Here is a 23,088-nt window from a genome sequence, read left to right as displayed (position 1 = left end):
GGTGTGTCGAGGGGCCTGATGCACCTCTGACCACCAGCCGAGTTGCCGCAGCTGGCGTCCAGGGGTGTGTCAGAGCCTCGGACACACCCCTGACCACCAGCCGTGAAGATCGGGCGACCGGGTCGCCACGGGCGGCTGAGCACTGCACCTCGGGCCCGCATCGCTCCTGGGCTGGTGGCATCCTGTGGAGCGTGAGGCCCAGGTGCTCCCTTTATGTCGACGTCGGTTATCTGCTCAGCGCCGCGGCTGTCCGGGTGACAGGAACGTCGTTTCGCAACGGCATTCAGGTCGACTACGAGTCATTGATCGACGCGCTCGTCCAGCAGGCCGAGGCGCTATCGGGCGTGCCGGTGTTGCGAGTGCACTGGTACGACTCTGCCAGGGACGGCGTTCCCGACAATCAGCAGCAACTCATCGGCGAACTGTCGAACGTCAAGTTGCGGCTCGGCCGATTCGGGAGGGAAGGCCAGCAGAAAGGCGTCGACCTGCGTATTGGCCTTGATCTGGTGACGCACGCACGCAACGGCACCGCAGACGTCTTCATCCTCGTCTCGGGGGACGATGATCTGACCGAGGCTGTCGAGGAGGCCCAGGTCCACGGCGTGCAGGTGATCCTGCTGGCCGTTCCCGACGCGAATGACGGGCCCCACGCCATCAGCCGGCATCTGATTCGCGCCGCTGATGGGCTCAAGACCATATTCCCGGACACCATCGACCAGACGGTGACGAAGGTCGAAGTGCTGGGCGGGCGACCGCGGGCGAAGGCAATGCCCAACGGCCTCACCACGCAGGGAGGCCCGTCGTCCGGACTTCAGTCCGGCACGACGATGAGTGAAGATCCCACTGTTCTCGCCGAGCAGATCGACTCAGTGGTCACCAACGTCCTGGCGACTTTCCGTAGGTCCGCCACAGCGGAGGCGCTGACGGAGCTCATGGTCGCGAGGCCATCGATTCCCCGAGAGATCGACAAAGCCCTGCTGACCGATTTGTCTGATCGTCTCGGGGGAGTCGAGCTGAATGAAACTGTGCGGCACATGCTTCGAACCAGCTTCTGGGAGAAGTACGACGAGGTCTGAGGGCCGTCTGGCGAGTCAGGGGCGGGACGGGGAGGGGCGGGCGGCGTCGCGGACCTCGGCGGGGGCCGGGGCAGGCGGCGGCACGGGGCCGCGGCGGGCGCGGTAAACGACGTACGGGCGCCAGAGGTACGCCAGGGGAGCGGACCAGACGTGCACGAGCCGGGTGAACGGCCACAGCGCCAGGAACAGGAAGCCGCCGATGGCGTGCAGCTGGTAGACCAGTGGCGCCCCGGTCATCAGCTCGGTGTGCGGCTGGAACCAGAACACGCCCCGGAACCAGACGGCGATGGTCTCCCGATAGTCGTAGCCGTCGCCGAGCAGGTTCTTCGCCACGGTCGCGGTCATGCCGAGCAGCACCATGGCGGTCAGGCCGGCGTACAACACCTTGTCCATCCGGGTGGTGACCCGGCGGATCCGGCCGTTCACCAGGCGCCGCGCGATCAGCAGGATCAGGCCGGCGACCAGCACCAGGCCGGTGACCGTGCCGCCCCAGACCGCCACCGCGTGATAGAGGTGCTCGGGGATCCCCAGCGCCGACGTGACCGAGGCCGGCACGAGCAGGCCCATCGCGTGCCCGCCGATCACGCCGAAGGCGCCGAGGTGGAACAGCGGGGATCCGAGCCGCAGCAGCCGGCTCTCCAGCAGCTGACTGGTGTGGGTGGTCCAGCCGAACTGGTCGTGCCGCCAGCGCCAGACGTGCCCGGCCACGAAGACGGCCAGGCAGGCGTAGGGCAGCACGACCCAGATCAGGGTGTTCATCGGGAGACCTCCGCGGCGGTGCAGGTGGCGTAGGGCGTGAGGTCCGGCCCGAGACCCACGGTCTCCAGGGGCGGACCGTCGAAGGCCAGCGAGGCGAGGGCGGCGCGATCGGCGTCGGACAGTTCCGGCAGCACCGAGCAGACAGCCTCCAGGATCCTGGCGTACGGCGTCCCGGCCTCCTCCAGTGCGGCACGCAGCAGTTCCAGGCCTTGCCGGTGTTGCCGCAGCGGCGCCTCGCCGTCGCCGGGCCCGGCCGTCGCGGCGAACTCCAGGACGACCGGCAGCAGGTCGGGAAGCTCGCCGCCGTCGAGCCGCAGCCCGTGCGCGCGGTACCGCTGCTTCAGCATGAGCAGGGCCATGCCGCGCTTGCGGGTGTCGCCGTGCAGGTAGTACGTCAGGTAGAGGCCAGACTTGCGCCGCAGGTCGAACGTCTGGACGTAGTGGCGCTGCGCCTCGATCTCGGTCCGGCCGAGCAGATCGTCCACGAACGAGACCAGCGGTTCGCGTGCCTCCGGGACGGTGATCGCGGCCGCGGCCGCCCGCAGCTCGTCACCGGCCGCGAGCAGTTCGGCGTCGGGGTAGGTGAGCAGCACCGACGCCAGCTGGAAGATGCCCGCCCTCATGACCGCGCCACCGGGGTGATCGTGAGTCCCATGCCGGGGCCGCCCGCACAGTCCAGGGCGCAGTCGGTCAGCTGCGAGTCCAGCTCGGCGGCCTGCCGCTGGTGCGCGACCGGGATGACGTACCGCTCGGCGTACTTCGCGATCGCGAGCAGCCGGTACATGGCTTCCACCTGCTCGGCGCTCATCCCGATCCGGTCCAGGATCTCCTGCGCCACGGTGCCGTCGAGGGTCCGCGCCCGCATGTACGAGCGCATCCCGGCCAGCTTCATCAGCACCCCGGCCGCCGCGCCGGTGTCCCCGGCCGTGAAGATCGAGGCCAGGTACTCCACGGGGATCCGCAGGTCACTGATGGTGTGGAAGATGTCGTCGGCGTCCGTGTCGTCGCGGCCCGCGGCGCCGGCCGCGTCCAGCACGGGGGAGAGCGGCGGCACGTACCAGACCATCGGCAGGGTGCGGTACTCCGGGTGCAGCGGCAGCGCGATCCTGTATTCGCCGATCAGCTTCCACACGGGGGAGGCGGCGGCTGCGGTGATCCAGTCCTCGGGCATGCCCGCGTCCCGGGCGGCCTGCTGCACCGCGGGGTCGTTCGGGTCGAGGAAGACCGACCGTTGCGCGTCCAGCAGCGCGGCGTCGTCCTCGACGGAGGCCGCGGCCAGGACGGCGTCCTCGTCGTACCACATCAAGCCGAGGTAGCGAAGCCGGCCGACACACGTCTCGGAGCAGATCGTCGGCTGCCCGGCCTCGATGCGCGGGAAGCACAGCGTGCACTTCTCGGCCTTGCCGGTGGCGTGGTTGACGTAGACCTTCTTGTACGGGCACGCCGACACGCACATCCGCCAGCCGCGGCACCGGTCCTGGTCGACCAGCACGATGCCGTCCTCGTCGCGCTTGTACATCGCGCCGGACGGGCAGGCCGAGACGCACGCCGGGTTCAGGCAGTGCTCGCAGATGCGGGGCAGGTGGAACAGGAACGTCTTCTCGAACTCGAACTTGACCGTCTCTCCCATCTTCGCGAGGTTCGGGTCGTCCTGCGCGGTCGGGCCGCCGAGCGAGTCCTCCCAGTTCGCGCCCCAGGTGATCGCCATCGGCTCGCCGGTCAGCCGCGAGTGGGGCCGCTTGACCGGGGTGTCCGTCAGGCCACCGGGCGCGCTGACCAGGATGTCCTTGTCGAACGTGGCCGGCTCGTAGTAGTCGTCGATCGACGGCAGGTCCGGGTTGACGAAGAGGTTCCCGAGTCGCCGGAGCCGGCTGCCACTGCGCAGGACGAGCCGTCCCTTGCGGTCGAGTTTCCAGCCGCCCTTCCAGCGCTCCTGGTCCTCGTAGAACTTCGGGTAGCCGATGCCGGGCTTGGTCTCCACGTTGTTGAACCAGACGTACTCGGTGCCCTCCCGGTTCGTCCACGTCTGCTTGCAAGTGACCGAACAGGTGTGGCAGCCGATGCACTTGTCGAGGTTCATCACCATCGCCATCTGCGCGCGGATCCGCATCAGAACTGCACCTCCTGGGTACGGCGGCGGATCACGGTGATCTCGTCGCGCTGGCTGCCGATCGGGCCGTAGTAGTTGAAGGCGTACGTGAGCTGCGCGTGCCCGCCGGCCAGGTGCGTCGGCTTGATCAGCAGCCGGGTCATCGAGTTGTGGTAACCGCCGCGCTTCTTGGACTTCTCGGCCTTGGGGACGTTCACCGTCCGTTCCGGCGAGTGGTACTGGAAGACCGTGCCCTCGGGCATCCGGTGGCTGACGACGGCACGGGCCACGACGACGCCGTTGCGGTTGTGCGCCTCGACCCAGTCGTTGTCGCGGACGCCGATCTTCTGCGCGTCCGGCACGCTCATCCAGATCACCGGGCCGCCGCGGGACAGGGCGAGCATCAGCTCGTTGTCGTGGTACATGGAGTGGATCGACCACTTCGCGTGCGGGGTCAGGAACCGGACGGTCACCCCGCCGTCGACCGCCTCGCCGGGCTTGCCGAAGTGCCGGGCCATGTTCAGCGGCGGCCGGAAACCGGGGAGTTGCTCGCCGAGCTCGGCCACCCAGTCGTGCTCGACGAAGAAGTGCTGCCGGCCGGTGAGTGTGTGCCACGGCTTGAGGCGTTCCACGTTCAGCGTGAACGGCGAGTAACGGCGGCCACCCTTCTCCGACCCGGACCACTCCGGGCTGGTGAACACCGGTTGCGGACCGTCCTGAGTGTCCGCGTACGTGATGTGGTCCTTCTCGTGTCCTTCGATCAGATCGGTGAAGGACTGTCCCGTGCGTTTCTCCAGCTCGACGAAGCCCGCGTGGGCGATGCGCCCGTTCGTCGTCCCCGAGAGCGCGAGGATCGCCTCGCACATCCGGTCGGCGGTCGCGATCGACGGGCGGCCGTCGACGACCCCGTTCTGGTGCCTCAGATAGGCGATCTCCGGATTGACGTCGACCGTGATTGCCTTGGTCGTGGTGCCGAGCTTGTCGAGAAGCGGCCCCACCCTGCGCATCTTGTGTCCGATCTGCGTGTAGTCCCGCTCGATCGTGACCAGCTTCGGCATGGTCTTCCCCGGGGTGGGCGAGCACTCGCCCAGCTTCCAGTCCCGCACCCGTCCGCCGGGCATCGCCAGCTCGTCCGGAGTGTCGTGGGTCAGAGGAACGGCAAGCACGTCGGTACGGGTTCCGAGGTGCACGACAGCCAGCTCGCTCACCTTGTCGGCCAGTGCGAGGAAGGTGTCGTGGTCGGTCCGGGCGTCACCGGGCGGCTCGACGGCCGGGCTGAACGCGTGCACGAACGGGTGCATGTCGGTGGTGGAGATGTCGTGCTTCTCGTACCAGGTGGCGGCCGGCAGGACCAGGTCGGCGTGCAGCCCGGTGTTGGTCATCCGGAAGTCGATCGCGGTGAGCAGGTCGAGCTTGCCGACCGGCGCCTCGTCGCGCCACGTCACGTCCCGGGGCCGCTCGTCCGGGCCGCACTCGGTGGCGGTGGCCGAGCCCTCGACGCCGAGCAGGTGCCGCATGAAGTACTCGTTGCCCTTGCCGGAGGAGCCGAGCAGGTTGGCCCGCCACAGCGTGAGGCAGCGCGGGAAGTTGGCCGGGTCGTCCGGGTCCTCCGCGACGGCCTTGAGCCCACCACTGCGCAACTCGTCGATGACGTGCTGCTGGACCGGTTTGCCGAGCGCCGCGGCCTCGTCCGCGAGGTCCAGCGGGTTGCGGCCGAAGAACGGGTGACCCGGGCTCCACCCCATCCGCTGCGCGGCGGCGACCGTGTCCGCGAACGTCATCCCCTTGAACCGGCCGGTCCCCAGCGGTGACGCCAGCTCGTCGGCGGCGACCCGCTCGTAGCGCCACTGGTCGGTGTGCAGATACCAGAACGGGGTCGCGGCCTGGTGCCGCATCGGCCGTTGCCAGTCGAACGCGAAGCTCAGGTGCTGCTGGCCGGTGACCGGGCGGGCCTTCTCCTGGCCGACGTAGTGCGCCCAGCCGCCGCCGTTCACGCCCTGGCAGCCGGTGAGCGTGACCAGCGAGATGAACGCGCGGTACGTCATGTCCGAGTGGAACCACTGGTTGGCGCCGGCCCCGAGCACGATCATCGAACGGCCGCGGCTGCGCTCGGCGTTGCGGGCGAACTCGCGGGCGATCCGGGTCGCGACGGCCGCCGGGACACCGGTGATCCGCTCCTGCCAGGCGGGCGTGTTCGGGCCGTCGTCGTCCCCCACGCCGTACTGCGCAAGGATCAGCTCGAAAACCGTGGTGACGAGATGCTCGCCGACGCGCAGCGCCGGGACGGACCGGCGGATCGTGGCGCCTCCCTCGGTCTCGCCGATGTCGAACCGCGCGAGCTCGATCGGTACCGTCTCGCCGCCGACGACTCCCAGCGCGGGCACGACGTCGCCGAGATCGAGATTCCAGCGCCCCGGTTCGCCGTACCGGAAACCGAGGGTGCCGTTCGGGACGACGATCGCACCGTCGCGCTGGTCGATCAGCACCGGCTTGTGCTCGCCGTCCGCCTCGCCCAGATCGGCAGCGGTGAGGAACCGGCCGGCCTTGCCGTCGTCGATCGTGACCAGGAATGGCAGGTCGGTGAACTTGCGGACGTAGTCCTGGAAGTAGGGGACCTGCCGCTCGACGAAGAACTCCTTGAGGATCACGTGACCCATGGCCATCGCGAGCGCGCCGTCGGTGCCCGGGTGCGGCGCCAGCCAGTCGTCGGCGAACTTCACGTTGTCCGCGTAGTCCGGGCTGACCGCGACGACCTTGGTGCCCCGGTACCGCGCCTCGGCCAGGAAGTGCGCGTCCGGCGTGCGGGTGACCGGGATGTTCGAGCCCCACATCATCAGGTAGGTGGAGTTCCACCAGTCGCCGGCCTCCGGCACGTCGGTCTGGTCGCCCCAGATCTGCGGCGAGGCGATCGGCAGGTCCGCGTACCAGTCGTAGAAGCTCAGCAGGGTCCCGCCGAGCAGCGCGTGATACCGGGTCCCGGCCGCGAACGAGGCCATCGACATGGCCGGGATCGGCGAGAAGCCGACCACGCGGTCCGGGCCGTAGGTCTTCGTCGTGTACACGTGCGCGGCCGCCGCGATCTCGATCGCCTCGTCCCAGCTCGCTCGCACGAAACCACCGCGCCCGCGCTGCGACTTGTAGGCGCGCGCCTTCAGCGGCGTCTCCACGATCTCGGCCCACGCCAGCACCGGGTCACCGAGGCGCTGCCGCGCTTCCCGGAACATCTCGGCCAGAGTGCCGCGCAGGTACGGGTGCCGCACGCGCGACGGCGAGTACTCGTACCAGGAGAACGAGGCTCCCCGCGGACACCCCCGTGGCTCGTAGTCGGGCGCGTCCGGCCCGGTCGTCGGGTAGTCGGTGGCCTGGTGCTCCCAGGTGATCAGCCCGTCGCGGACGAACACGTTCCACGAGCAGGAGCCGGTGCAGTTGACCCCGTGCGTGGAGCGGACCACGCGGTCGTAGCGCCACCGGTCACGGTAGAACGACTCCCAGTCCCCGTCGGAGACCTGGTGCAGCGTACGACCGTGGTCGCCGACGGTCTCCCGGGTCAGGAAACGGCGAGCGGCGAGCAGCGGCGCGGGTGTGTCGGCCACGAGGTCCCTCCTTCTTCTCCGGCACCCAGCCTGGTCGTCCGGCCCGCCGAGATCAGGGGGACGTGGTCCCGAGCCGGTCGGGACCAAAGTCCCTGGAATGCGCGGCGCCCGCGGACGACCGTGAGGAGGAAGGCTTCGACACGTCGCCGCAGGGGAGAACGAGATGAGCACAATCGGTCTGGATCCGTGGCGTGGGTTCATCGGTGACGGATGGCGCGACGGGATCGCGGTTCGTGACTTCCTCCAGGCGAACTACCTCCCGTATACCGGGGACGCGGCGTTCCTGACCGGCCCGACCGAGCGGACCAGAGGCATCTGGGCCCGGCTGTCGGCGATGTTCCCGGCGGAACGCGAACGCGGCATCTACGACGTCGACGCGGTCACCCCGTCGACGATCACCAGTCACAAGCCGGGCTACATCGACGAGCCGAACGAGTTGATCGTCGGGTTGCAGACCGACGCGCCGCTGCGCCGCGCGATCATCCCGAACGGCGGCTGGCGGATGGTCGAGGGCGGCCTGAAGGCGTACGGGTACACGCCCGACCCGCGGGTCGCGGAGATCTTCACCCGGTACCGCAAGACCCACAACGCCGGCGTGTTCGACGCGTACACCCCCAAACATCCTGGCGGCGCGCAAGTCGCACATCATCACCGGCCTGCCCGACGCGTACGGCCGGGGCCGGATCATCGGCGACTACCGGCGGGTGGCGCTCTACGGCGTCGACGCGCTGATCGCGGCGAAGAAGGCGGACCTGGTGGCCTGCGCGGACGTGCCGATGACCGAGGACGTGATCCGCCGCCGCGAGGAGCTGTCCGAGCAGATCCGGGCGCTGCGCGAGCTGATCGAGATGGCCGCCGGCTACGGCTACGACATCTCCGGGCCGGCCCGCACCGGGCGGGAGGCGATCCAATGGCTGTACTTCGCCTACCTGGCCGCGGTCAAGGAGCAGAACGGCGCCGCGATGTCACTGGGCCGCACGTCGACGTTCATCGACATCTACCTGCAGCGTGACCTCGACGAGGGCCGCCTGACCGAGGAGCAGGCGCAGGAACTGGTCGACGACTTCGTGATCAAACTGCGGATCGTGCGCTTCCTGCGGACCCCGGAGTACGACGAGTTGTTCTCCGGCGACCCGACCTGGGTGACCGAGTCGATCGGCGGGATCGGCGACGACGGTCGTCCGCTGGTCACCCGGAGCAGCTTCCGCTACCTGCAGACCCTCTACAACCTGGGGCCGGCGCCGGAGCCGAACCTGACCGTCTTCTGGTCGTCACGGCTGCCGCAGGGCTTCAAGGACTTCTGCGCCCGGGTCTCGATCGACACCAGCGCGATCCAGTACGAGTCGGACGAGTTGATGCGCCCGCGTTTCGGCGACGACACCGCGATCGCGTGCTGCGTGTCGGCGATGACGGTCGGCAAGCAGATGCAGTTCTTCGGGGCCAGGGTCAACCTCGCCAAGACGCTGCTGTACGCGATCAACGGCGGCCGCGACGAGATCTCCGGCGCCCAGGTCGGCCCGCAGCTGCCGCCGCTCGACGGCGACGTGCTCGACTACGCGCAGGTCGCGCAGCGGTTCGACACGATGATGGAGTGGCTGGCCGGCACGTACGTGAACGCGCTGAACATCATCCACTACATGCACGACCGGTACGCCTACGAGCGGATCGAGATGGCCCTGCACGACACCGACGTGCTGCGCACGATGGCGTGCGGCATCGCCGGGCTGTCGGTGGCGGCCGACTCGCTGTCGGCGATCAAGCACGCCACGGTACGGCCGGTGCGTGACGACCGCGGGCTGGTCGTGGACTACGTCGTGGAGGGGGAGCTCCCGGCCTACGGCAACAACGACGACCGGGCCGACACGATCGCCACCGGGCTGGTCGAGACGTTCATGGCCAAGATCCGTAAGCACCCGGCGTACCGCGGGGCGGTGCACACGCAGTCGGTGCTGACGATCACGTCCAACGTGGTCTACGGCAAGCACACCGGGAACACCCCGGACGGCCGTCGTGCCGGGGCGCCGTTCGCACCGGGCGCCAACCCGATGAACGGCCGGGACCGGCACGGCATGGTCGCGGCGGCGCTGTCGGTGGCGAAACTGCCGTACGAGCATGCCCAGGACGGCATCTCGCTGACCACCACGGTCACCCCGAACGGCCTCGGCAACAGCCGTGACGAGCAGGTGCGCAACCTGGTCGGGGTCCTCGACGGCTACACCGCGACGGGCGGCTTCCACCTGAACGTCAACGTGCTCGACCGGGCCACCCTCGAGGACGCGATGGCCCACCCGGAGAACTATCCGCAGCTGACCATCCGGGTCTCCGGATACGCTGTCAACTTCGTCCGGCTCACCCGGGCACAGCAGCTCGACGTCATCTCCCGCACGTTCCACGGCACACTGTGAACGGCGCCTTCCTCCAGCGTCCCGACCTGGGCATCACCCCGGCCGGGGCGCACCCGGGGGACCTGGTCGCCTCGGTGCACTCGTGGGACGTGGTGACCGCCGCGGACGGCCCGGGCACCCGGTTCGTCACGTTCCTGGCCGGCTGCCACCTGCGCTGCCTGTACTGCCACAACCCGGACACCTGGGAGGGACGCAACGGCCGGCACGTCACCCTCGACGCGCTCGTGGCGAAGATGCTGACGTTCAAGGCGTTCATCAAGGCGTCCGGCGGCGGGGTGACTGTCTCCGGCGGGGAGCCGCTGCTGCAGGAGCACTTCGTCGAGGCGTACCTGCGCCGCTGCAAGCAGGAAGGCCTGCACACCGCGCTCGACACCTCCGGATACCTCGGCGCCCGGGCCACCGACCGGCTGCTCGACGACACCGACCTGGTCCTGCTCGACGTCAAGTCCAGCGACCCGGCCACCTACCGCAGGGTGACCGGCGTGGAGCTGCGCCCGACGATCGAGTTCGGGCACCGGCTCGCCGAGCGCGGCAACCGGATGCGGATCCGGTTCGTCCTGGTTCCCGGCCTGACCGACGACCCGGCCAACGTCGACGGTGTCGCCGAGATCGCCGCCGGCTGGGGTGACGTCGTCGAGCAGGTGGACATCCTCGGCTACCACCGGCTGGGGGTCGCCAAGTACCGCGAGCTGGGTCTGCGATACCCCCTGGCCGGCACGCTGCCGCCGACCGCGCAGCAGTTGGCCGCCGCGGCCGAACACTTCACCGGCCGGGGTCTGCGGGTCACGACCTCGTGACGCCGGTGAGCCGCTCGAGCCGGACCACCCGCCGATGTTGTCGGCCGCCGCACGGGCCGACGAGGCCGAGGAGAGGACTGACCAGCGCCGGCCCGGCTGCCGGAACCCTCTGACCGAAGGGCCGGAAACACCGGTTACGGTACGGATCCCCGGCCCACTGTCGTTTCCATCCGTGCCGGTCTCGGGGTCGATACCACCGCCGGCGGTGCCGTGAGCCTGAGCCGGCCGCTGTTCCCGTCCGTCGCCTCGTCCGCGGTGTCATCTCGGCGGCGGCGTTTGTCTCGGTACATCTGGTCGTCGGCGGTCGCGAGGAGCAGGTCGGAGTCGGGACGGTGCAGGTCGGCCGCCGAGACTACGCCGATGCTGACATCTACCGTGAGCTGGTGCTCGCGGAAGGTCATCGTGGCCCGTACCGCGGTGCGGAGCCGATGGGACAGGTCGGCGGCGCCGGCCGTGTCGTCGGTGACGACGACGAACTCGTCTCCGCCGAGCCGGGCGACGGTGTCCGCGGCGCGGGTCTCGCGCCGCAGGCGCCGGGCCACCTCGGTGAGGACGAAATCGCCGGCGGCGTGGCCGTATCGGTCGTTGATCGCTTTGAAGCCGTTGAGGTCCAGGAAGTGGAGGGTCGGTCCGCCATCGCGGTGCTGCTGGAGCGCCGCGGTAAGCCGGGCGTGCAGTTCCTGGCGATTGACCAGTCCGGTCAGGTCATCGTGGGTCGCCCGGTGCGCCAGCGCCGATGTGGCCCGTTCCTGGCTCCGGACCACCAGGACGAACCGAACGAGGATGATGATCGTGAGCAAGACGGTGGCACTCAACGAGACGGTGCGGCCGAGCAGGTCGTCGCGGACGCGTGTCTGCGTCAATACCGGCAGCGCGATCAGCGCGATACCCAGGAAGACCAGACGGGCGGGATGGAGCCGTTCGCCATCAGCTCGTGCGCCGGCCGGGCATGGTGAGCTGCGGTCCCAGAGCGCCGCGGCGATCATGCTGTTCGCCAGCAGCAGCAGCGCGTCGAGCCGTCCGGTGTCGAGATCGGGGAGGACCGCTGCCAGCACGGCGATCACCACATCCCCGGCGAAGGTGATGGCCAGCCCGCTCACGAGGTATCCGGTCGAACCGTGCCGGTTGCCCGGTGCGAGGACCAGCAGCGTACCGGCGACGAACAGCAGCACGTCACCGAACGGGTAGAAGACGCCCAGGACCACTGCCGGTGACATGGTGCTGCCGCTGATCTCCGGCAGCACGAGGAACTGCCAGAACAGGACCCCGACGACCGTCGCCATGGCCAGCCCGTCGAGCGTGGCCTCGCGCAGCCGGCCGGGTGCCCGCCGGCGGACCATGACGATCAGCCCGCAGGCCAGAAGCGGATAGCCCAGAACCCAGAACACGTCGGCCGCCGACAAAGCACCCAGTCCGCCGAACCGCCAGGTCAGTACCGAGGACAGCAGATCACCGGCAAGCCACACGGTGAGCGCGCCGGCCATCAGCGACCGCGGCCACCGCGAATCGGTACTCGCACGCACCGCCAGCCACGCCGACCCCACGATGACGCAGAAGGCGAGCGTGTACGTCAGCTGAGCCGTCAGCGACCCCGGAACCACTAGCGTCGGCACGCCCATGACAGCTGCCATCACCGGCAACGCACGAGGGGACCAGTGCTTCATGGGCTTCCCATCGGCAGTGGTGTGCGACTCGTTAACCATCGCGGCGACCTCGCCCTGACTCGAACGCATCAACACCATGTGCCGCTGCACCCGAAGTCGCGCAGGTGATCAGTCGCCATCGCCCTGTCCGGTCCCGTCGTGCTTCGGGGTGCCGCTGAAGTTGCCGGTCCCGGGAGGACGAGCGGGAGGGCGCCCCGCTGCTGGTGCGGCTGTTCCGGGGCGCCCGCCATGAGCCCGACCTCGCCGCGGACGGCCAGTCCGGGCTGCACCGGGCGCTGACCCGCCGCTACGACGCGCTCGACCTTGGCCGGGGCCCATCCGCCATCGAAGGCCCCTTCTCGTCACTCGCCCGGCTACGACGATCCGACATGACCGTTCCAGCACTCGTGCTGACCGCGCTCGGCCTCGCCGCCAGCGGCACCGATCTCGCCCGAACGGCATGACGCATGGCGGGTGTGGACGGGTCAGTGCAGGAGGGATGACGCGGTGGTCCAGCGGGCGGCGACCTCGTCAAGGGTGGGCATCGCCGCGGCGCCTCCCGGCCGTTCGCAGACCAGTCCGGCGACCGCGAGGGCGAACGTGACGTCGTTCTCCCAGCCGGCCAGATCGGTGGCGGGCCCGTCGGTGAGCAGACGTGACACGAGCGCTGCCATCACCGAGTCACCGGCGCCCGTGGCGTCGACGGCGGTCACCGCGGGCGCGGGAACGGCGACGGTTCCCGAGGCGGTGGCCACCCAGGCGCCCTGCGGTCCACGGGTGACGACCACCACCGCGGCGCCGGCCTCGCGGAGCCGGTCGGCGGCCTCGCGGACCGTGGCGCCCTCGTACAGCAGCCGCGCGTCGGCCTCGCTCAGCTTGACCAGGTCCGCGGTGGCGGCGAACTGCTCGACGAGGTCACGGAGCGCGGCGGCGGCCTCCCGGTCGGGCACCAGCGCCGGACGGACGTTCGGGTCGAAGACCCTCAGCGGGCCCGGCAGCGCCCAGGCCTGCCGGGCGGCGTCGAGGAAAGGCTCGCTGAGCAGGCTGATCGATCCCGTGTAGAGCACCGCGGCGCCCCGCAGCAGGGGCAGGTCCAGGTCGACGGGCCGCAACAGGGCGTACGACGGGGGTGTGCCGTAGAAGCGGAACTCGGGCTCTGCTCCGGCGTGGGTGGTGATCGCCAGGCTGCTCGGCGCCCCGACCTTGCGCACCCCGTCGATCCCGACGCCGGCGCCGGTGAGGAAAGCCTCGATCCGGTCGCCCCACACGTCCTCGCTCAGGGTGCCGACGAACTGCGCGGCACCGCCGAGGCGGGTCACCCCGACGGCCACGTTGAGCGGGCCACCGCCGATCGCCGGGCGGTACACGCGCTCGCCGCCGACGGTGGTGTCGAGCAGGTCGACCAGTGCCTCGCCCAGGACGGCGGCGTACCGCCCGGGGCTGCTCATGCGACCGCCGGTGGCGGGGGAACGGCGCCGGTCATGATGGCGACCGCCTCGGCCATCGAGTGGGACCGCGGCGTGATCACGGTGGCCCGGCGGCCGAGCCGCTGGATGTGGATGCGATCGGCGACCTCGAAGACGTGCGGCATGTTGTGGCTGATCAGGATGACCGGCAGACCACGGTCGCGGACCTCGCGGATCAGTTGCAGCACCCGGTTGCCCTCCTTGACGCCGAGAGCGGCGGTGGGCTCGTCGAGGATGACGACCCTGCTGCCGAAGGCGGCGGCGCGGGCCACCGCGACGGCTTGGCGCTGGCCGCCGGACAGCGATTCGACGGGCTGGCCGATGTTCTGCAGGGTGGCCACCCCGAGCTCGTTCATGTGCCGCCGGGCCTCGGAACGCATGTGCTTGTGGTCGAGCATCCGCAGGACCGAGCCGAGCAGGCCGGGGCGGCGTTGCTCGCGCCCGAGGAACAGATTGTCGGCGATGTCCAGGCCAGGGGCGACGGCGAGGGTCTGGTAGACGGTCTCGATGCCGGCCTTGCGGGCGTCCATCGGGTTGCCGAAGCGCACCCGCTGACCGTCGAGGTGGATCTCGCCCTCGTCCGGGACCAGCGCGCCGGACAGCGCCTTGATCAGGCTCGACTTGCCGGCCCCGTTGTCGCCGATGACGGCCAGGATCTCGCCGGGGTAGAGCTCCAGGTCGCTGCCTCCGAGCGCGACGACCCGCCCGTACCTCTTGATCAGTCCCTTGGCCTGCAGCACGGGCGCGGTGGGCCCGGGTGACCCGTGCTCCTGGGTGGTCTCGGGAGCGGTCATCGTCTTCCTCCTCTTCCTGACGGCCTGGTGATGGCGTTCGCGGCGAGCCCTGTCACGCCTTGACCTTCCGGATCCACTGGTCGAGGGAGACCGCGACCAGGACGAGCAGGCCGATGGCGAAGCCCTGCCAGACCACCTCGACGCCGGCGAGCTGCAGGCCGTTGCGGAAGACGCCGACGATGAGCGCTCCGATCAGCGTGCCGAGCACACCCCCGCGACCGCCGAACAGGCTGGCGCCACCGAGGACGACCGCGGTGATGGAGTCGAGGTTGTAGTCGGTGCCGACGTTCGGGCTGGCCGAGGCGAGTCGCCCGATCAGGATCCAGGCGCCCACGGCGTACAGCGCGCCGGCGACGGTGTAGACCGAGAGCAGCACGCGGCTGGTCCGGATGCCGGCGAGCCGGGCAGCTTCCCCGTCGTCGCCGGTGGCGTAGACGTGCCGGCCCCAGGCGGTGTTGCGCAACGCGAAGAGCACGAGTGCGAACAGCAGCAGCATGATGATCGAACCGTAGGTGAGCCGGAAGCCACCGATCGGGATCGCCGTGCCGGTCCAGGTCAGCAGCCCCGGCATGTCGGCGCCGCGAATCGTCTCGCTGTTGCTGACCACGGAGTTCAGCGAGAAGAAGATGGTCAGCGTGCCGAGGGTGACGATGAACGGTGGCAGCTTGATCCGGGTGACCAGGAAGCCGTTGAGCGCGCCCATCGCCGTGCCGAGTACGAGGCCCGCCACGAGGGCAGCCGGCCCGGGCAGCCCGGCCTTGACGGCGAGAGAGGCCATCAGGATGGAGGAGAAGACCGCGATGGCTCCCACCGACAGGTCGATGCCGGCGGTGAGGATGATCAGCGTCTGCCCCAGCGCCAGGACGGCGATCACGGTGACCTGAGCCAGCACCAGTGACAGGTTGGGGGCGGAGAAGAATCGCGGGTTCGAGACGGTGAACGCGATGACTGCCAGGACCAGGACGGCCAGCGGCCCCAGGGTCGGGTTGGCGTGCAGCAGCTGTTGAACGCGTGCCCGGGCCGAGGTCGTGCGGTTGTCGTCGAAGTCCGGTCTGGCCGCGGCGTCGCTCTTCGCGGGTACGGGCGCCGGCGCGCTTGCGGTGGACGAGGGTGTGGTCATGGTCGGCACTCCTCATGCCTTGTGGGGTGGACGGGAACTCGGGGCGCGAGCAGCGAGATCAGCCCCAGCAGTTCTGCTTGGCCCAGGTGGAGTCCTTGGCCTCGACGCCGTCCTGCGGCTGGTCGGTGATGAGCTGGACCCCGGTGTCGACGAAGTCCTTGCCGGCCGAGGCCGCGGGCTTCGTGCCGTCCTTGGCGAACTTCGTGATGGCTTCCACGCCCATCGACGCCATCTTGAGCGGGAACTGCATGGAGGTGGCGCCGATGACTCCCGAGCCGACGTTGTTCACGCCCGGGCAGCCACCGTCGACGGACACGATGGTCACGTCCTTCTCCTTGCCCGCGGCCTTGAGCGCCTGGAAAGCCCCGGCGGCGGCGGGTTCGTTGATGGTGTAGACCAGGTTGATGGACGGATCCTTCTGCAGAAGGTTCTCCATCGCGGTGCGCCCGCCGTCCTCGGCGCCGTCGGTGACGTCGTGGCCGGCGATCCGCGGGTCGGCCTCGTCGCCGATCTTCGCCTTGTCCTTCACGTCGACGCCGAAGCCCTCCAGGAAGCCCTGGTCGCGCTGCACGTCGACGGAGATCTGGTTGGCGTTGAGGTCCAGCAGCGCGATCCTGGCCTGCTTGCCCTCCTTGGTGAACTTGGCCTTGGCCCACTGGCCGATGAGCAGACCGGCCCGGTAGTTGTCGGTCGCGTACGTCGCGTCGACGGCACTGGCCGGGTCGGTCGGGGTGTCCAGGGCGATCACCACCATGCCGGCCTGCCGTGCCTTGTCGATCGACGGGACGATGGCCTTCGAGTCGTTGGGCGTGATCAGGAAGCCCTTCGCGCCCGCGGAGATCAGGTTCTCGATCGCCTGGACCTGCGCCTCGTTGTCACCGTCCTGTTTGCCGGCGAACGACTGCAGGTCGACGCCCTGCTGACCGGCCGCGTCCTGAGCGCCCTGCTTCATCTTCACGAAGAACGGGTTGGTGTCCGTCTTGGTGATCAGCCCGACGATCGGCTTTCCGCCGCTCGCCGAGCTCTGCGGCGTGCTGCAGGCGGTGCTCGTCAGCGCGCACACGGCTGCGGCGGCGACGGCGAGGCGCCGGCGGCGGCTGTTCAGGACATGGGTCATGACGGCTCCTGGTTCGGAGTGGAAAGGGCTTGAGGGGAGATGTCCGGCCATCGACGACCGGCCGGGACAACGTTGTCTGCGAGTACACGCGATGAGTTCCGATGTTGTCAACACCACAAGTCTGATCGGTTTCCATCAGCAGCTCGTCACCTGGTGCAACCGCCGGGCGGCCTGATTGTCGGCGCGCTGGATCATCCGGAGACTGCCGGACGCGCGGGTCTGGCGTCGGACAACGTTGTCTCATTAGGGTCCCCGGATAGGCTTCGGCGTCGGCCGTCGTCAAGGAGGAACAACGTGCAAGCCCTCGGCGAGCCGGCATCCGGCGGTGAACAGCCCGGCAAGGCCCGGCCGACCATGAACGACGTCGCCCGCGCCGCGGGAGTCAGCCTCAAAACGGTCTCGCGGGTCGTCAACGGGGTGCGCAGCGTCTCCCCGGATCTGGCCGCTCAGGTGCAGACCGCCATCGCGGCTCTCAACTACCACCACGACATCGGCGCCAGCACGCTCCGGCGCAGTGATCGCCGCACGGACACGATCGCCCTCCTGCTGGAGGACGTGGGAAACCCGTTCTCCTCCGCCCTGCACCGGGTCATCGAGGACGAGGCGCGGGCCCGGAAGATGCAGGTCCTCACCGGCAGCCTCGACGAGGACCCGCAACGGGAGCGCGAGCTCGTCCAGACCTTCGCCATGCGTCGCGCCGACGGCGTGATCATCGCTCCGGTCAGCGCCGACCACAGCTACCTGGGCGCCGAGCTCCCGCCGGGAACCCCGGTGGTCTTCGTCGACCGGCCCGGGCAGGGCTTCGCCGCGGACACCGTCCTGACCACCAACGTGACCGGGGCCGGCGAGGCCACCAGGCATCTGCTCGCCCACGGGCATCGCAGCATCGCCTATCTCGGCGACCACTTCCACATCTCGACGGCTCAGCACCGTTACGAGGGCTATCGTGCCGCCGTGACCGAGGCCGGCCTCACTGTGGACCCGACCCTCGTGACCCACGGCCTGCACACAGCGGCGCTCGCGGAAACGGCGGTCATGAGCCTGTTCCACCGGCCGGACCCGCCCACCGCCCTGTTCAGCAGCCAGAACCTCGTCACCATCGGAGCGGTGCGGGCTCTGCGCCGGCTCGGGCTGCACCGCGCCGTCGCGCTCATCGGCTTCGATGACTTCCCGCTCGCCGACCTGCTCGAGCCCGCTGTCACCGTGGTGGCGCAGAATCCCGCACTGATGGGTCGCACCGCCGCCGCGGCACTGTTCCGCCGTCTCGACGGGGACACCGGCGAGCCCGGCACGTTCTGGATTCCTACCGAGCTCATCCGCCGCGGCTCGGGCGAGTTGCCGCCGAGCCCGCAGCTCCTCAGTGGCAGGTCGGGTCAGCCGCTCTGAGCGACGGGGCCGCCCGCGCCGTCACCGTGCCTCGCGATTCGCCGCTGCCAGCACCGCGACGAGCACCGGCAGCGCCGCCCACCAGCCGAGGTGCACGGCGGTCCAGGTCGCCGCTCCCGGCAGCGCCCACGGTGACCAGCGGCCCGGCAGGAAGAACGTTGCGACCACCAGGGCCGCCTGGAACGCCGGACCGGCCGGCGCCGTCGTGGCCGAGCTACCGGCGCGGCTCGCGACGGCAGCGCCGGTCAGCCCGCCGAGCACGCACACCGCCGCCTCGATCGCCAGGCCGGCCACCGGCAGGGGCGGCCGGTCCAGTGGCATCGCGGCCACCGCCAGCAGGCACAGGCCGGCCCAGACGAGCCCCGCCGGGACCGCCACGATTGTGAACCGCAGCCATTGCCGCAGCCACCGCGGCGTGGCGGTGACGGTCACCGGCGCCATCGGGTCGACCATCGCGAAACTGGCCCCGGCGCCGAGCAGGAGAGCCGCGATCCGCAACCCCCACACCTGGGCGGCCGGGACGGCGGCGCCCAGCAGCGCGGGCAGCATCCCCGTCGCGGCCAGTGCGATCGCCGCCAGCAGTGGCAGCCCGGGCACCGCCCGGATCAGCGGCGCCAGCAAGCCCGGCCGCCGCCGTGAACAGGGTCAGCGCACCGCCTGCCGCCGACGGCAGCCAGGTGCCGGCCGCGACGCCGATCGCCGCACCGGCCATCGGCACGATCACCGCCACCAGCGCCGACCCGGCCCGCACCGTGCCGGCCGGCCACGCCGGGGTGAGCGTCAGCAGCTCGAGGCCGAGGCAGAGCGCACCCGCGAGGCCACCCGCCGGTACGAGCGTCAGCAGCGCCACCGTCCGCCGGGCGGGCCGCACCGGTAGCGCCGCCGCGGCCTCCCGCGCGCCGTGCCGGTGATCGCGTGACGCCGCGAGATGTCCGAGAACGATCAGGAAGCCCGCGAGCACGAGCGCCGCCAGGCCGGTGTCGGTGCGCACCGAGGCTCCGGCCGGCTCGGTGCTCCACAGCCAGGTGGTGCACAGGCCTGTCGTGACGGCCACTCCCGCCCAGAGGACGGGGTCGCGCAGCAGCAGTTTCACCTCGGTCCACGCCAGGGTCCGGGTCCCCGGCCGCTGCAGGGTCGCCGTCATCGGACCGCCGTCGCGGCGTCGGGGCCCAGCAGCGTCAGATAGCCGTCCTCGATGGATGGGCGCACGGCGGCGCCACCCGGAGGCCGTACGCCCAGGGTCCGGTAATCCCCGTCGGCGGTGCGCCAGTACATCGAGCCGCCGGCCGGTGGATCCGCGGACAGCCACACCTGTCCCTGTGCCAAGGCGGCCAGCTCACGAGGCGTACCGTCGAAGACCGCCCGGCCGGCGCGCAGCACGATCACCCGTTCGCAGAGCGCGCTCACGTCCTCGGTCTGGTGGGTGGAGAGCAGCACCGTCCGGGTCTCGCCCAGCCGTGAGATCAGCGCCCGGAAGAACATCCGCTGCTCCGGGTCCAGGCCGACCGTCGGCTCGTCGAGGATCAGCAGGTCGGGTGTGCCGAGCAGGGCCTGCGCGAGGCCGAGCCGCTGGCGCATGCCGCCGGAGAGTTTGCGGACCTTCGTACGCGCGCGGTCGGTCAGGCCGACCTCGTCGAGCACCCGGCGGACCTCGGCACGCCGCTGCCGGGTGCCGGTCAGTTCCTTGAGGACCGCTACGTAGTCGAGCAGGGCGGCGGCGGTGAAGTTCGGATAGAGGCCGGGCGACTGCGGCAGGTATCCCAGGCGGCGGCGCAGCGCGGTGCGCTCGGCGGCCACCGCCGGGTTCAGCCCGAACACCTCGATCCGCCCGCTGTCCGGGGCCTGCGCGGTGCCCAGGCAGCGCAGCAGGGTGGTCTTGCCGGCGCCGTTCGGGCCGAGCAGCCCGGTCACTCCGCGGCCGATCGTCAGGTCGAGGTCGTCCAGCGCCGTCGTCGCGCCGTACCGCTTGCCGAGACCGGTGATCCGTATGGTGGTCATCGCGACTCTCCGGGGTCGAGGCGACGGCGTCGCCGGGTCAGAACGCCGGCGGCCAGTGCCGCCGCCAGCAGGTATCCGGACTGGGCGGCCGGGCCGAAGACCACCGGCAGGTCCGCCTCCCCGGCGATCGACACTCCGCCGGCCACGATCACCCAGCCCGTGGCCAGGAGTCCCGCCGCCACCGGCAACGGCAGAACCGTCGCCAGCGCCAGGGTGCCGACGCTCAGCAGGAACGCGGGCAGCAGCCAGGCCGCCGCGTACCAGCCGGGGCCCGGCAGCAGGGCGGCGGCGACCAGGCCGAGCGCCATGGAGACCCCGACCACGGCGGTCGCGCGCCAGAGCACGAGCGCCGGTCCGGCCGACGGGGTCATCGAGGTGATCTCGTGCATCGGATCGAACGGCGGCCCGTACGCGGTCGCCACCGCCAGCACGGGCAGCAGCGGAGCGGCGACCAGGAACCACGTCAGGGACGTCCGGGCATCCCCGGCGTACGCCGCCACCACGCCGAACGTCAGCACCGCGACGGTCGCCGCGAGCCAGGACCATCGCAACGCGGGGGTGGCGGCCAGCAGTCGCAGCCGGTGCCCGGGCAGGCCGGCGCGTTCCGCCGCGCGTTCGACCGGACCGGGCGCCGGCGTCCGGATCAGGTCCAGGACCGCCTCCCAGCTGCGGTCGAGCCATTCGGCGTCGGCCGGCACCGCGCTCCGGCACGCCGGGCAGGCCTGCAGGTGGGCGTCGACCGCCATCACCCGGCTCGGGTCGAGCCGTCCCTGCTGGTAGGCCTCGAGCAGGGGCTCGTCCACGTGCCAGGGCATGGCCTCTCCTCGCGCCGTCATGCCAGCAGCTCCCGCAGTCGCGCGCGGGCCCGCATCAGCCGGGTCTTCGCGGTGCCCTCCGGCACGCCGAGCAGGCGCGCGGCCTCCCGGACGGTCAGCCCGTCCAGAGCGGTGGCCTGGATGACCGCGCGCAGCTCGGGCGGCAACCGGTTCAGGGCGTCGCCGAGATCGCCGTGCTCGACGCGCAGCAGCACCAGCTCCTCCGGCGACGGTGAGACCCTCTCGTCGCCGGGCGTTGTGGCCGCGCCCAGCCAGCGGTGCCCCGGCCCGCGCAGGGCGGAGATCAGCCGGCGTACGGCGATCGTCCAGATCCAGGCGGCCGGGTCCCGGCCGGTGTCGCGATAGCGGTGCGCGTCCTTCCACAGTGCCAGGAACGTGTCCTGGACGGCCGCGTCGACGACGTCCGGGTCGGCGCAGCGGCGGGCCAGCCGCGCGCGCAGCCAGGGCGCGTGCCGGCCGTGCAGCATTCGCAGCGCCTCGACCTGCCCAGCGGCCACCGCCCGCAGCAGCTCGGTGTCGCTGCTGCGGGCGGTGGCCGCCTCTTCCGGTCTCGTTCTCTTCCCGCGCACACTCGGACTATCGCGCCCGGCGCGCGAAAGCGTTCACTGTCAGGCGGCCGGGCCGGTCCAGCCGGCCGGGACGTGGGCGAGGCGTACCCGCTGCGGGTGGTCACCGACCGGCACCGAGACGACCTTGCGCCCGGTGGCGAAGTCGATGGCGGTGACCTGGTCGGCGCCGCTCTCGGAGATGACGCAGTTGCGCCCGTCGCCGCTGACCGTGGCCCAGTACGGCTTGGACGCCGGCACCTGCGGCCCCTCCTGCAGACTCGCGCGGTCGACGACGGTGGCGTAGTCGTCCATCGTCCCGGCCACGCACAGCTTGCTGCCGTCGGGGCTCATGGACAGGCCGTGGTGGCGTGAGTCGTTGACGTAGGTGGTCCGGTCGTCGCTGGTGGCCGGGTTCTTCGGCAGCGTCTTGACCCGGGTGACCTTGTCGGTGGCGACGTCGTACTCGACGAGGCCGTTGAAGAACGACACCTGGAAGTAGAGCTTGCCGGAGTCGGGGCTGAAGACCGCGGGCCGTACGGCGTTGGACAGGTCCGAGCGGCCGAACGCGTCGAGCCGCGCGCGCATGTCGATGGTCTTGACCACCCGGTAGGTGCTGGTGTCGACCACGGTGATGTGCCGGTCGCCCTTGGTCCAGTCCCACCCCGGGCTGTCCAGGTCGGTCTCGACGTTGCCGATCGACATGTTCCACAGGTACCGGCCGCCGTCGGTGTAGACGTTCTCGTGCGGCTTGTCACCGGTGGCGAACGAGCCGACCTGGGCGCCGGTGTTGATGTCGAGCACGTGCACGGTGTTGGCGGTGGAGGCGGAGACCGCGACCTTGGTGCCGTCGGGCGAGACGGCCATGTGGTCGGCGCGGTAGCCGGAGACCGGGAACCGCCACTTGAGCTTTCCGGTGGCCAGGTCGACCGAGACGACGTCGGCGAAGCTGGGTCGCGACGCCACCAGGGCGGTGCCGTCCGGAGTGGAGTAGAGGTCGTCGACGAGCTGGTCGTGGCCTTCGCCGGGCCCGGAGCGGATGCCCAGGAAGTAGATCAGCTTGATCGGGTTCAGGTAGATCTCGGCGAGTCGCTGGCTCTTGTCGGGCACGACGTTGATCCGCCCGATCTTGGCGAAGTCGCCGCGGGAGTTGATGACGTCGGCGGTGCCCTCCCAGTTGTTGCCGACGAACATGACCTCGCGCAGCGCGGCGGCGGTGGACGCCGGGCTTGCGGAGGCGATCGAGGTGGTGGCGGTGGCGCCGAGCGCGACGGCTGCGGCAGCCGCGCCCAGCAGCCGCCAGAGGTGGCCGGTGGCGGCCCCTCCGGCCGCGGTGGTGGTGGAGCGCATGTGTTCTCCCGGTGGCTGGGTGAGCAGGACGATGCCCGGAATGCGAAACCCCGCGGTGTTCCCATTGACGTTACTGGATGGTAGGTCCGGGGTGGCCCAGATCACAATGCGCTG

General features: G+C 70.6%; 19 protein-coding genes and 2 pseudogenes. 7 read left to right on the top strand and 14 right to left on the bottom strand.

What is annotated here, in order from left to right; all coding sequences use genetic code 11:
* The first annotated feature begins 191 nt into the window (after positions 1 to 191).
* Complete coding sequence (locus Acy02nite_RS27550) at positions 192 to 1,076, top strand: NYN domain-containing protein (protein WP_203745712.1); 885 nt, start codon at positions 192 to 194, stop codon at positions 1,074 to 1,076.
* A gap of 15 nt (positions 1,077 to 1,091) precedes the next feature.
* Here the strand turns inward: Acy02nite_RS27550 and narI are convergent, their stop codons facing one another.
* The 4 genes and pseudogenes from narI to Acy02nite_RS27530 all read right to left on the bottom strand — a co-directional run bounded on the left by narI (position 1,092) and on the right by Acy02nite_RS27530 (position 7,496).
* On the bottom strand, positions 1,092 to 1,835 hold the full coding sequence (gene narI, locus Acy02nite_RS27545; protein WP_203745710.1) for a respiratory nitrate reductase subunit gamma: 744 nt from the start codon (positions 1,833 to 1,835) through the stop codon (positions 1,092 to 1,094).
* Positions 1,832 to 2,458 (bottom strand): nitrate reductase molybdenum cofactor assembly chaperone, encoded by a 627-nt coding sequence (gene narJ, locus Acy02nite_RS27540; protein ID WP_203745708.1) that lies wholly within the window; start codon positions 2,456 to 2,458, stop codon positions 1,832 to 1,834. Before narJ ends, narI begins: the two co-directional genes overlap by 4 nt.
* 29 nt (positions 2,459 to 2,487) lie before the next feature.
* Positions 2,488 to 3,945: pseudogene (narH, locus tag Acy02nite_RS27535) on the bottom strand (nitrate reductase subunit beta); the annotation flags it as partial.
* Positions 3,945 to 7,496, bottom strand: coding sequence for a nitrate reductase subunit alpha (locus Acy02nite_RS27530; RefSeq protein WP_203746186.1), 3,552 nt, complete (start codon positions 7,494 to 7,496; stop codon positions 3,945 to 3,947). The pseudogene narH and the gene Acy02nite_RS27530, both read right to left, overlap by 1 nt.
* Positions 7,497 to 7,680: 184 nt before the next feature.
* On the opposite strand from Acy02nite_RS27530, the pseudogene Acy02nite_RS47785 reads away from it, so the two are divergent.
* The 3 genes and pseudogenes from Acy02nite_RS47785 to pflA all read left to right on the top strand — a co-directional run.
* A pseudogene (locus Acy02nite_RS47785) lies at positions 7,681 to 8,079 on the top strand (pyruvate formate lyase family protein); the annotation flags it as partial.
* Positions 8,080 to 8,137: 58 nt separating this feature from the next.
* Positions 8,138 to 9,922: a pyruvate formate lyase family protein gene (locus tag Acy02nite_RS27525; protein ID WP_438820869.1), complete on the top strand. Its 1,785-nt coding sequence runs from the start codon at positions 8,138 to 8,140 to the stop codon at positions 9,920 to 9,922.
* On the top strand, positions 9,919 to 10,719 hold the full coding sequence (gene pflA, locus Acy02nite_RS27520) for a pyruvate formate-lyase-activating protein (protein WP_203745704.1): 801 nt from the start codon (positions 9,919 to 9,921) through the stop codon (positions 10,717 to 10,719). The genes Acy02nite_RS27525 and pflA overlap by 4 nt, the downstream gene beginning before the upstream one ends.
* A gap of 134 nt (positions 10,720 to 10,853) precedes the next feature.
* Here the strand turns inward: pflA and Acy02nite_RS27515 are convergent, their stop codons facing one another.
* Positions 10,854 to 12,350, bottom strand: coding sequence for a GGDEF domain-containing protein (locus tag Acy02nite_RS27515; RefSeq protein ID WP_203745702.1), 1,497 nt, complete (start codon positions 12,348 to 12,350; stop codon positions 10,854 to 10,856).
* A 236-nt stretch (positions 12,351 to 12,586) separates the two neighbouring features.
* Here Acy02nite_RS27515 and Acy02nite_RS27510 point away from each other — a divergent pair, with 236 nt between their 5' ends.
* Positions 12,587 to 12,826: a response regulator gene (locus tag Acy02nite_RS27510; protein WP_203745700.1), complete on the top strand. Its 240-nt coding sequence runs from the start codon at positions 12,587 to 12,589 to the stop codon at positions 12,824 to 12,826.
* Positions 12,827 to 12,847: 21 nt separating this feature from the next.
* Here Acy02nite_RS27510 and Acy02nite_RS27505 read toward each other — a convergent pair whose 3' ends face one another.
* Genes Acy02nite_RS27505 through Acy02nite_RS27490 form a run of 4 tightly spaced genes read right to left on the bottom strand, consistent with a single transcriptional unit; the run spans position 12,848 to position 16,859 of the window.
* Positions 12,848 to 13,810, bottom strand: coding sequence for a carbohydrate kinase family protein (locus tag Acy02nite_RS27505; protein WP_203745698.1), 963 nt, complete (start codon positions 13,808 to 13,810; stop codon positions 12,848 to 12,850).
* Positions 13,807 to 14,622: an ATP-binding cassette domain-containing protein gene (locus Acy02nite_RS27500; RefSeq protein WP_203745696.1), complete on the bottom strand. Its 816-nt coding sequence runs from the start codon at positions 14,620 to 14,622 to the stop codon at positions 13,807 to 13,809. The genes Acy02nite_RS27505 and Acy02nite_RS27500 overlap by 4 nt, the downstream gene beginning before the upstream one ends.
* A 52-nt stretch (positions 14,623 to 14,674) precedes the next feature.
* Positions 14,675 to 15,742, bottom strand: coding sequence for an ABC transporter permease (locus Acy02nite_RS27495; RefSeq protein ID WP_203745694.1), 1,068 nt, complete (start codon positions 15,740 to 15,742; stop codon positions 14,675 to 14,677).
* 58 nt (positions 15,743 to 15,800) lie between these two features.
* Complete coding sequence (locus tag Acy02nite_RS27490) at positions 15,801 to 16,859, bottom strand: sugar ABC transporter substrate-binding protein (protein WP_203745692.1); 1,059 nt, start codon at positions 16,857 to 16,859, stop codon at positions 15,801 to 15,803.
* Between the two features lie 294 nt (positions 16,860 to 17,153).
* Here Acy02nite_RS27490 and Acy02nite_RS27485 point away from each other — a divergent pair, with 294 nt between their 5' ends.
* Positions 17,154 to 18,245 (top strand): LacI family DNA-binding transcriptional regulator, encoded by a 1,092-nt coding sequence (locus tag Acy02nite_RS27485; protein ID WP_239175255.1) that lies wholly within the window; start codon positions 17,154 to 17,156, stop codon positions 18,243 to 18,245.
* A 21-nt stretch (positions 18,246 to 18,266) separates the two neighbouring features.
* Here the strand turns inward: Acy02nite_RS27485 and Acy02nite_RS27480 are convergent, their stop codons facing one another.
* Complete coding sequence (locus Acy02nite_RS27480) at positions 18,267 to 18,866, bottom strand: hypothetical protein (protein ID WP_203745690.1); 600 nt, start codon at positions 18,864 to 18,866, stop codon at positions 18,267 to 18,269.
* A 14-nt stretch (positions 18,867 to 18,880) separates the two neighbouring features.
* Between Acy02nite_RS27480 and Acy02nite_RS27475 the strand changes: the two genes are divergently transcribed.
* A complete protein-coding gene (locus Acy02nite_RS27475; RefSeq protein ID WP_203745688.1) occupies positions 18,881 to 19,156 on the top strand; it encodes a hypothetical protein in 276 nt (91 codons plus the stop codon).
* Positions 19,157 to 19,385: 229 nt separating this feature from the next.
* Here Acy02nite_RS27475 and Acy02nite_RS27470 read toward each other — a convergent pair whose 3' ends face one another.
* From Acy02nite_RS27470 to Acy02nite_RS27455, 4 genes are read right to left on the bottom strand one after another with little or no spacing between them, the layout of a single operon-like run.
* The gene (locus Acy02nite_RS27470; protein WP_203745686.1) at positions 19,386 to 20,243 is read right to left on the bottom strand and encodes an ABC transporter ATP-binding protein; all 858 of its coding nucleotides are present in this window, start codon (positions 20,241 to 20,243) and stop codon (positions 19,386 to 19,388) included.
* Complete coding sequence (locus Acy02nite_RS27465; protein ID WP_203745680.1) at positions 20,240 to 21,058, bottom strand: zf-HC2 domain-containing protein; 819 nt, start codon at positions 21,056 to 21,058, stop codon at positions 20,240 to 20,242. Before Acy02nite_RS27465 ends, Acy02nite_RS27470 begins: the two co-directional genes overlap by 4 nt.
* 17 nt (positions 21,059 to 21,075) lie before the next feature.
* Positions 21,076 to 21,648 carry an RNA polymerase sigma factor gene (locus tag Acy02nite_RS27460; protein ID WP_239175254.1) on the bottom strand — a complete coding sequence of 191 codons (573 nt, stop codon included), beginning with the start codon at positions 21,646 to 21,648 and terminating at the stop codon, positions 21,076 to 21,078.
* A gap of 39 nt (positions 21,649 to 21,687) precedes the next feature.
* A complete protein-coding gene (locus Acy02nite_RS27455) occupies positions 21,688 to 22,974 on the bottom strand; it encodes a YncE family protein (protein ID WP_203745678.1) in 1,287 nt (428 codons plus the stop codon).
* Positions 22,975 to 23,088: the final 114 nt, after the last annotated feature.

The organism is Actinoplanes cyaneus, from assembly GCF_016862095.1.
GTDB classification, from domain to species: domain Bacteria; phylum Actinomycetota; class Actinomycetes; order Mycobacteriales; family Micromonosporaceae; genus Actinoplanes; species Actinoplanes cyaneus.
Note: the sequence above shows the minus strand (reverse complement) of the source record. Positions and strands in the feature narration are given on the sequence as shown.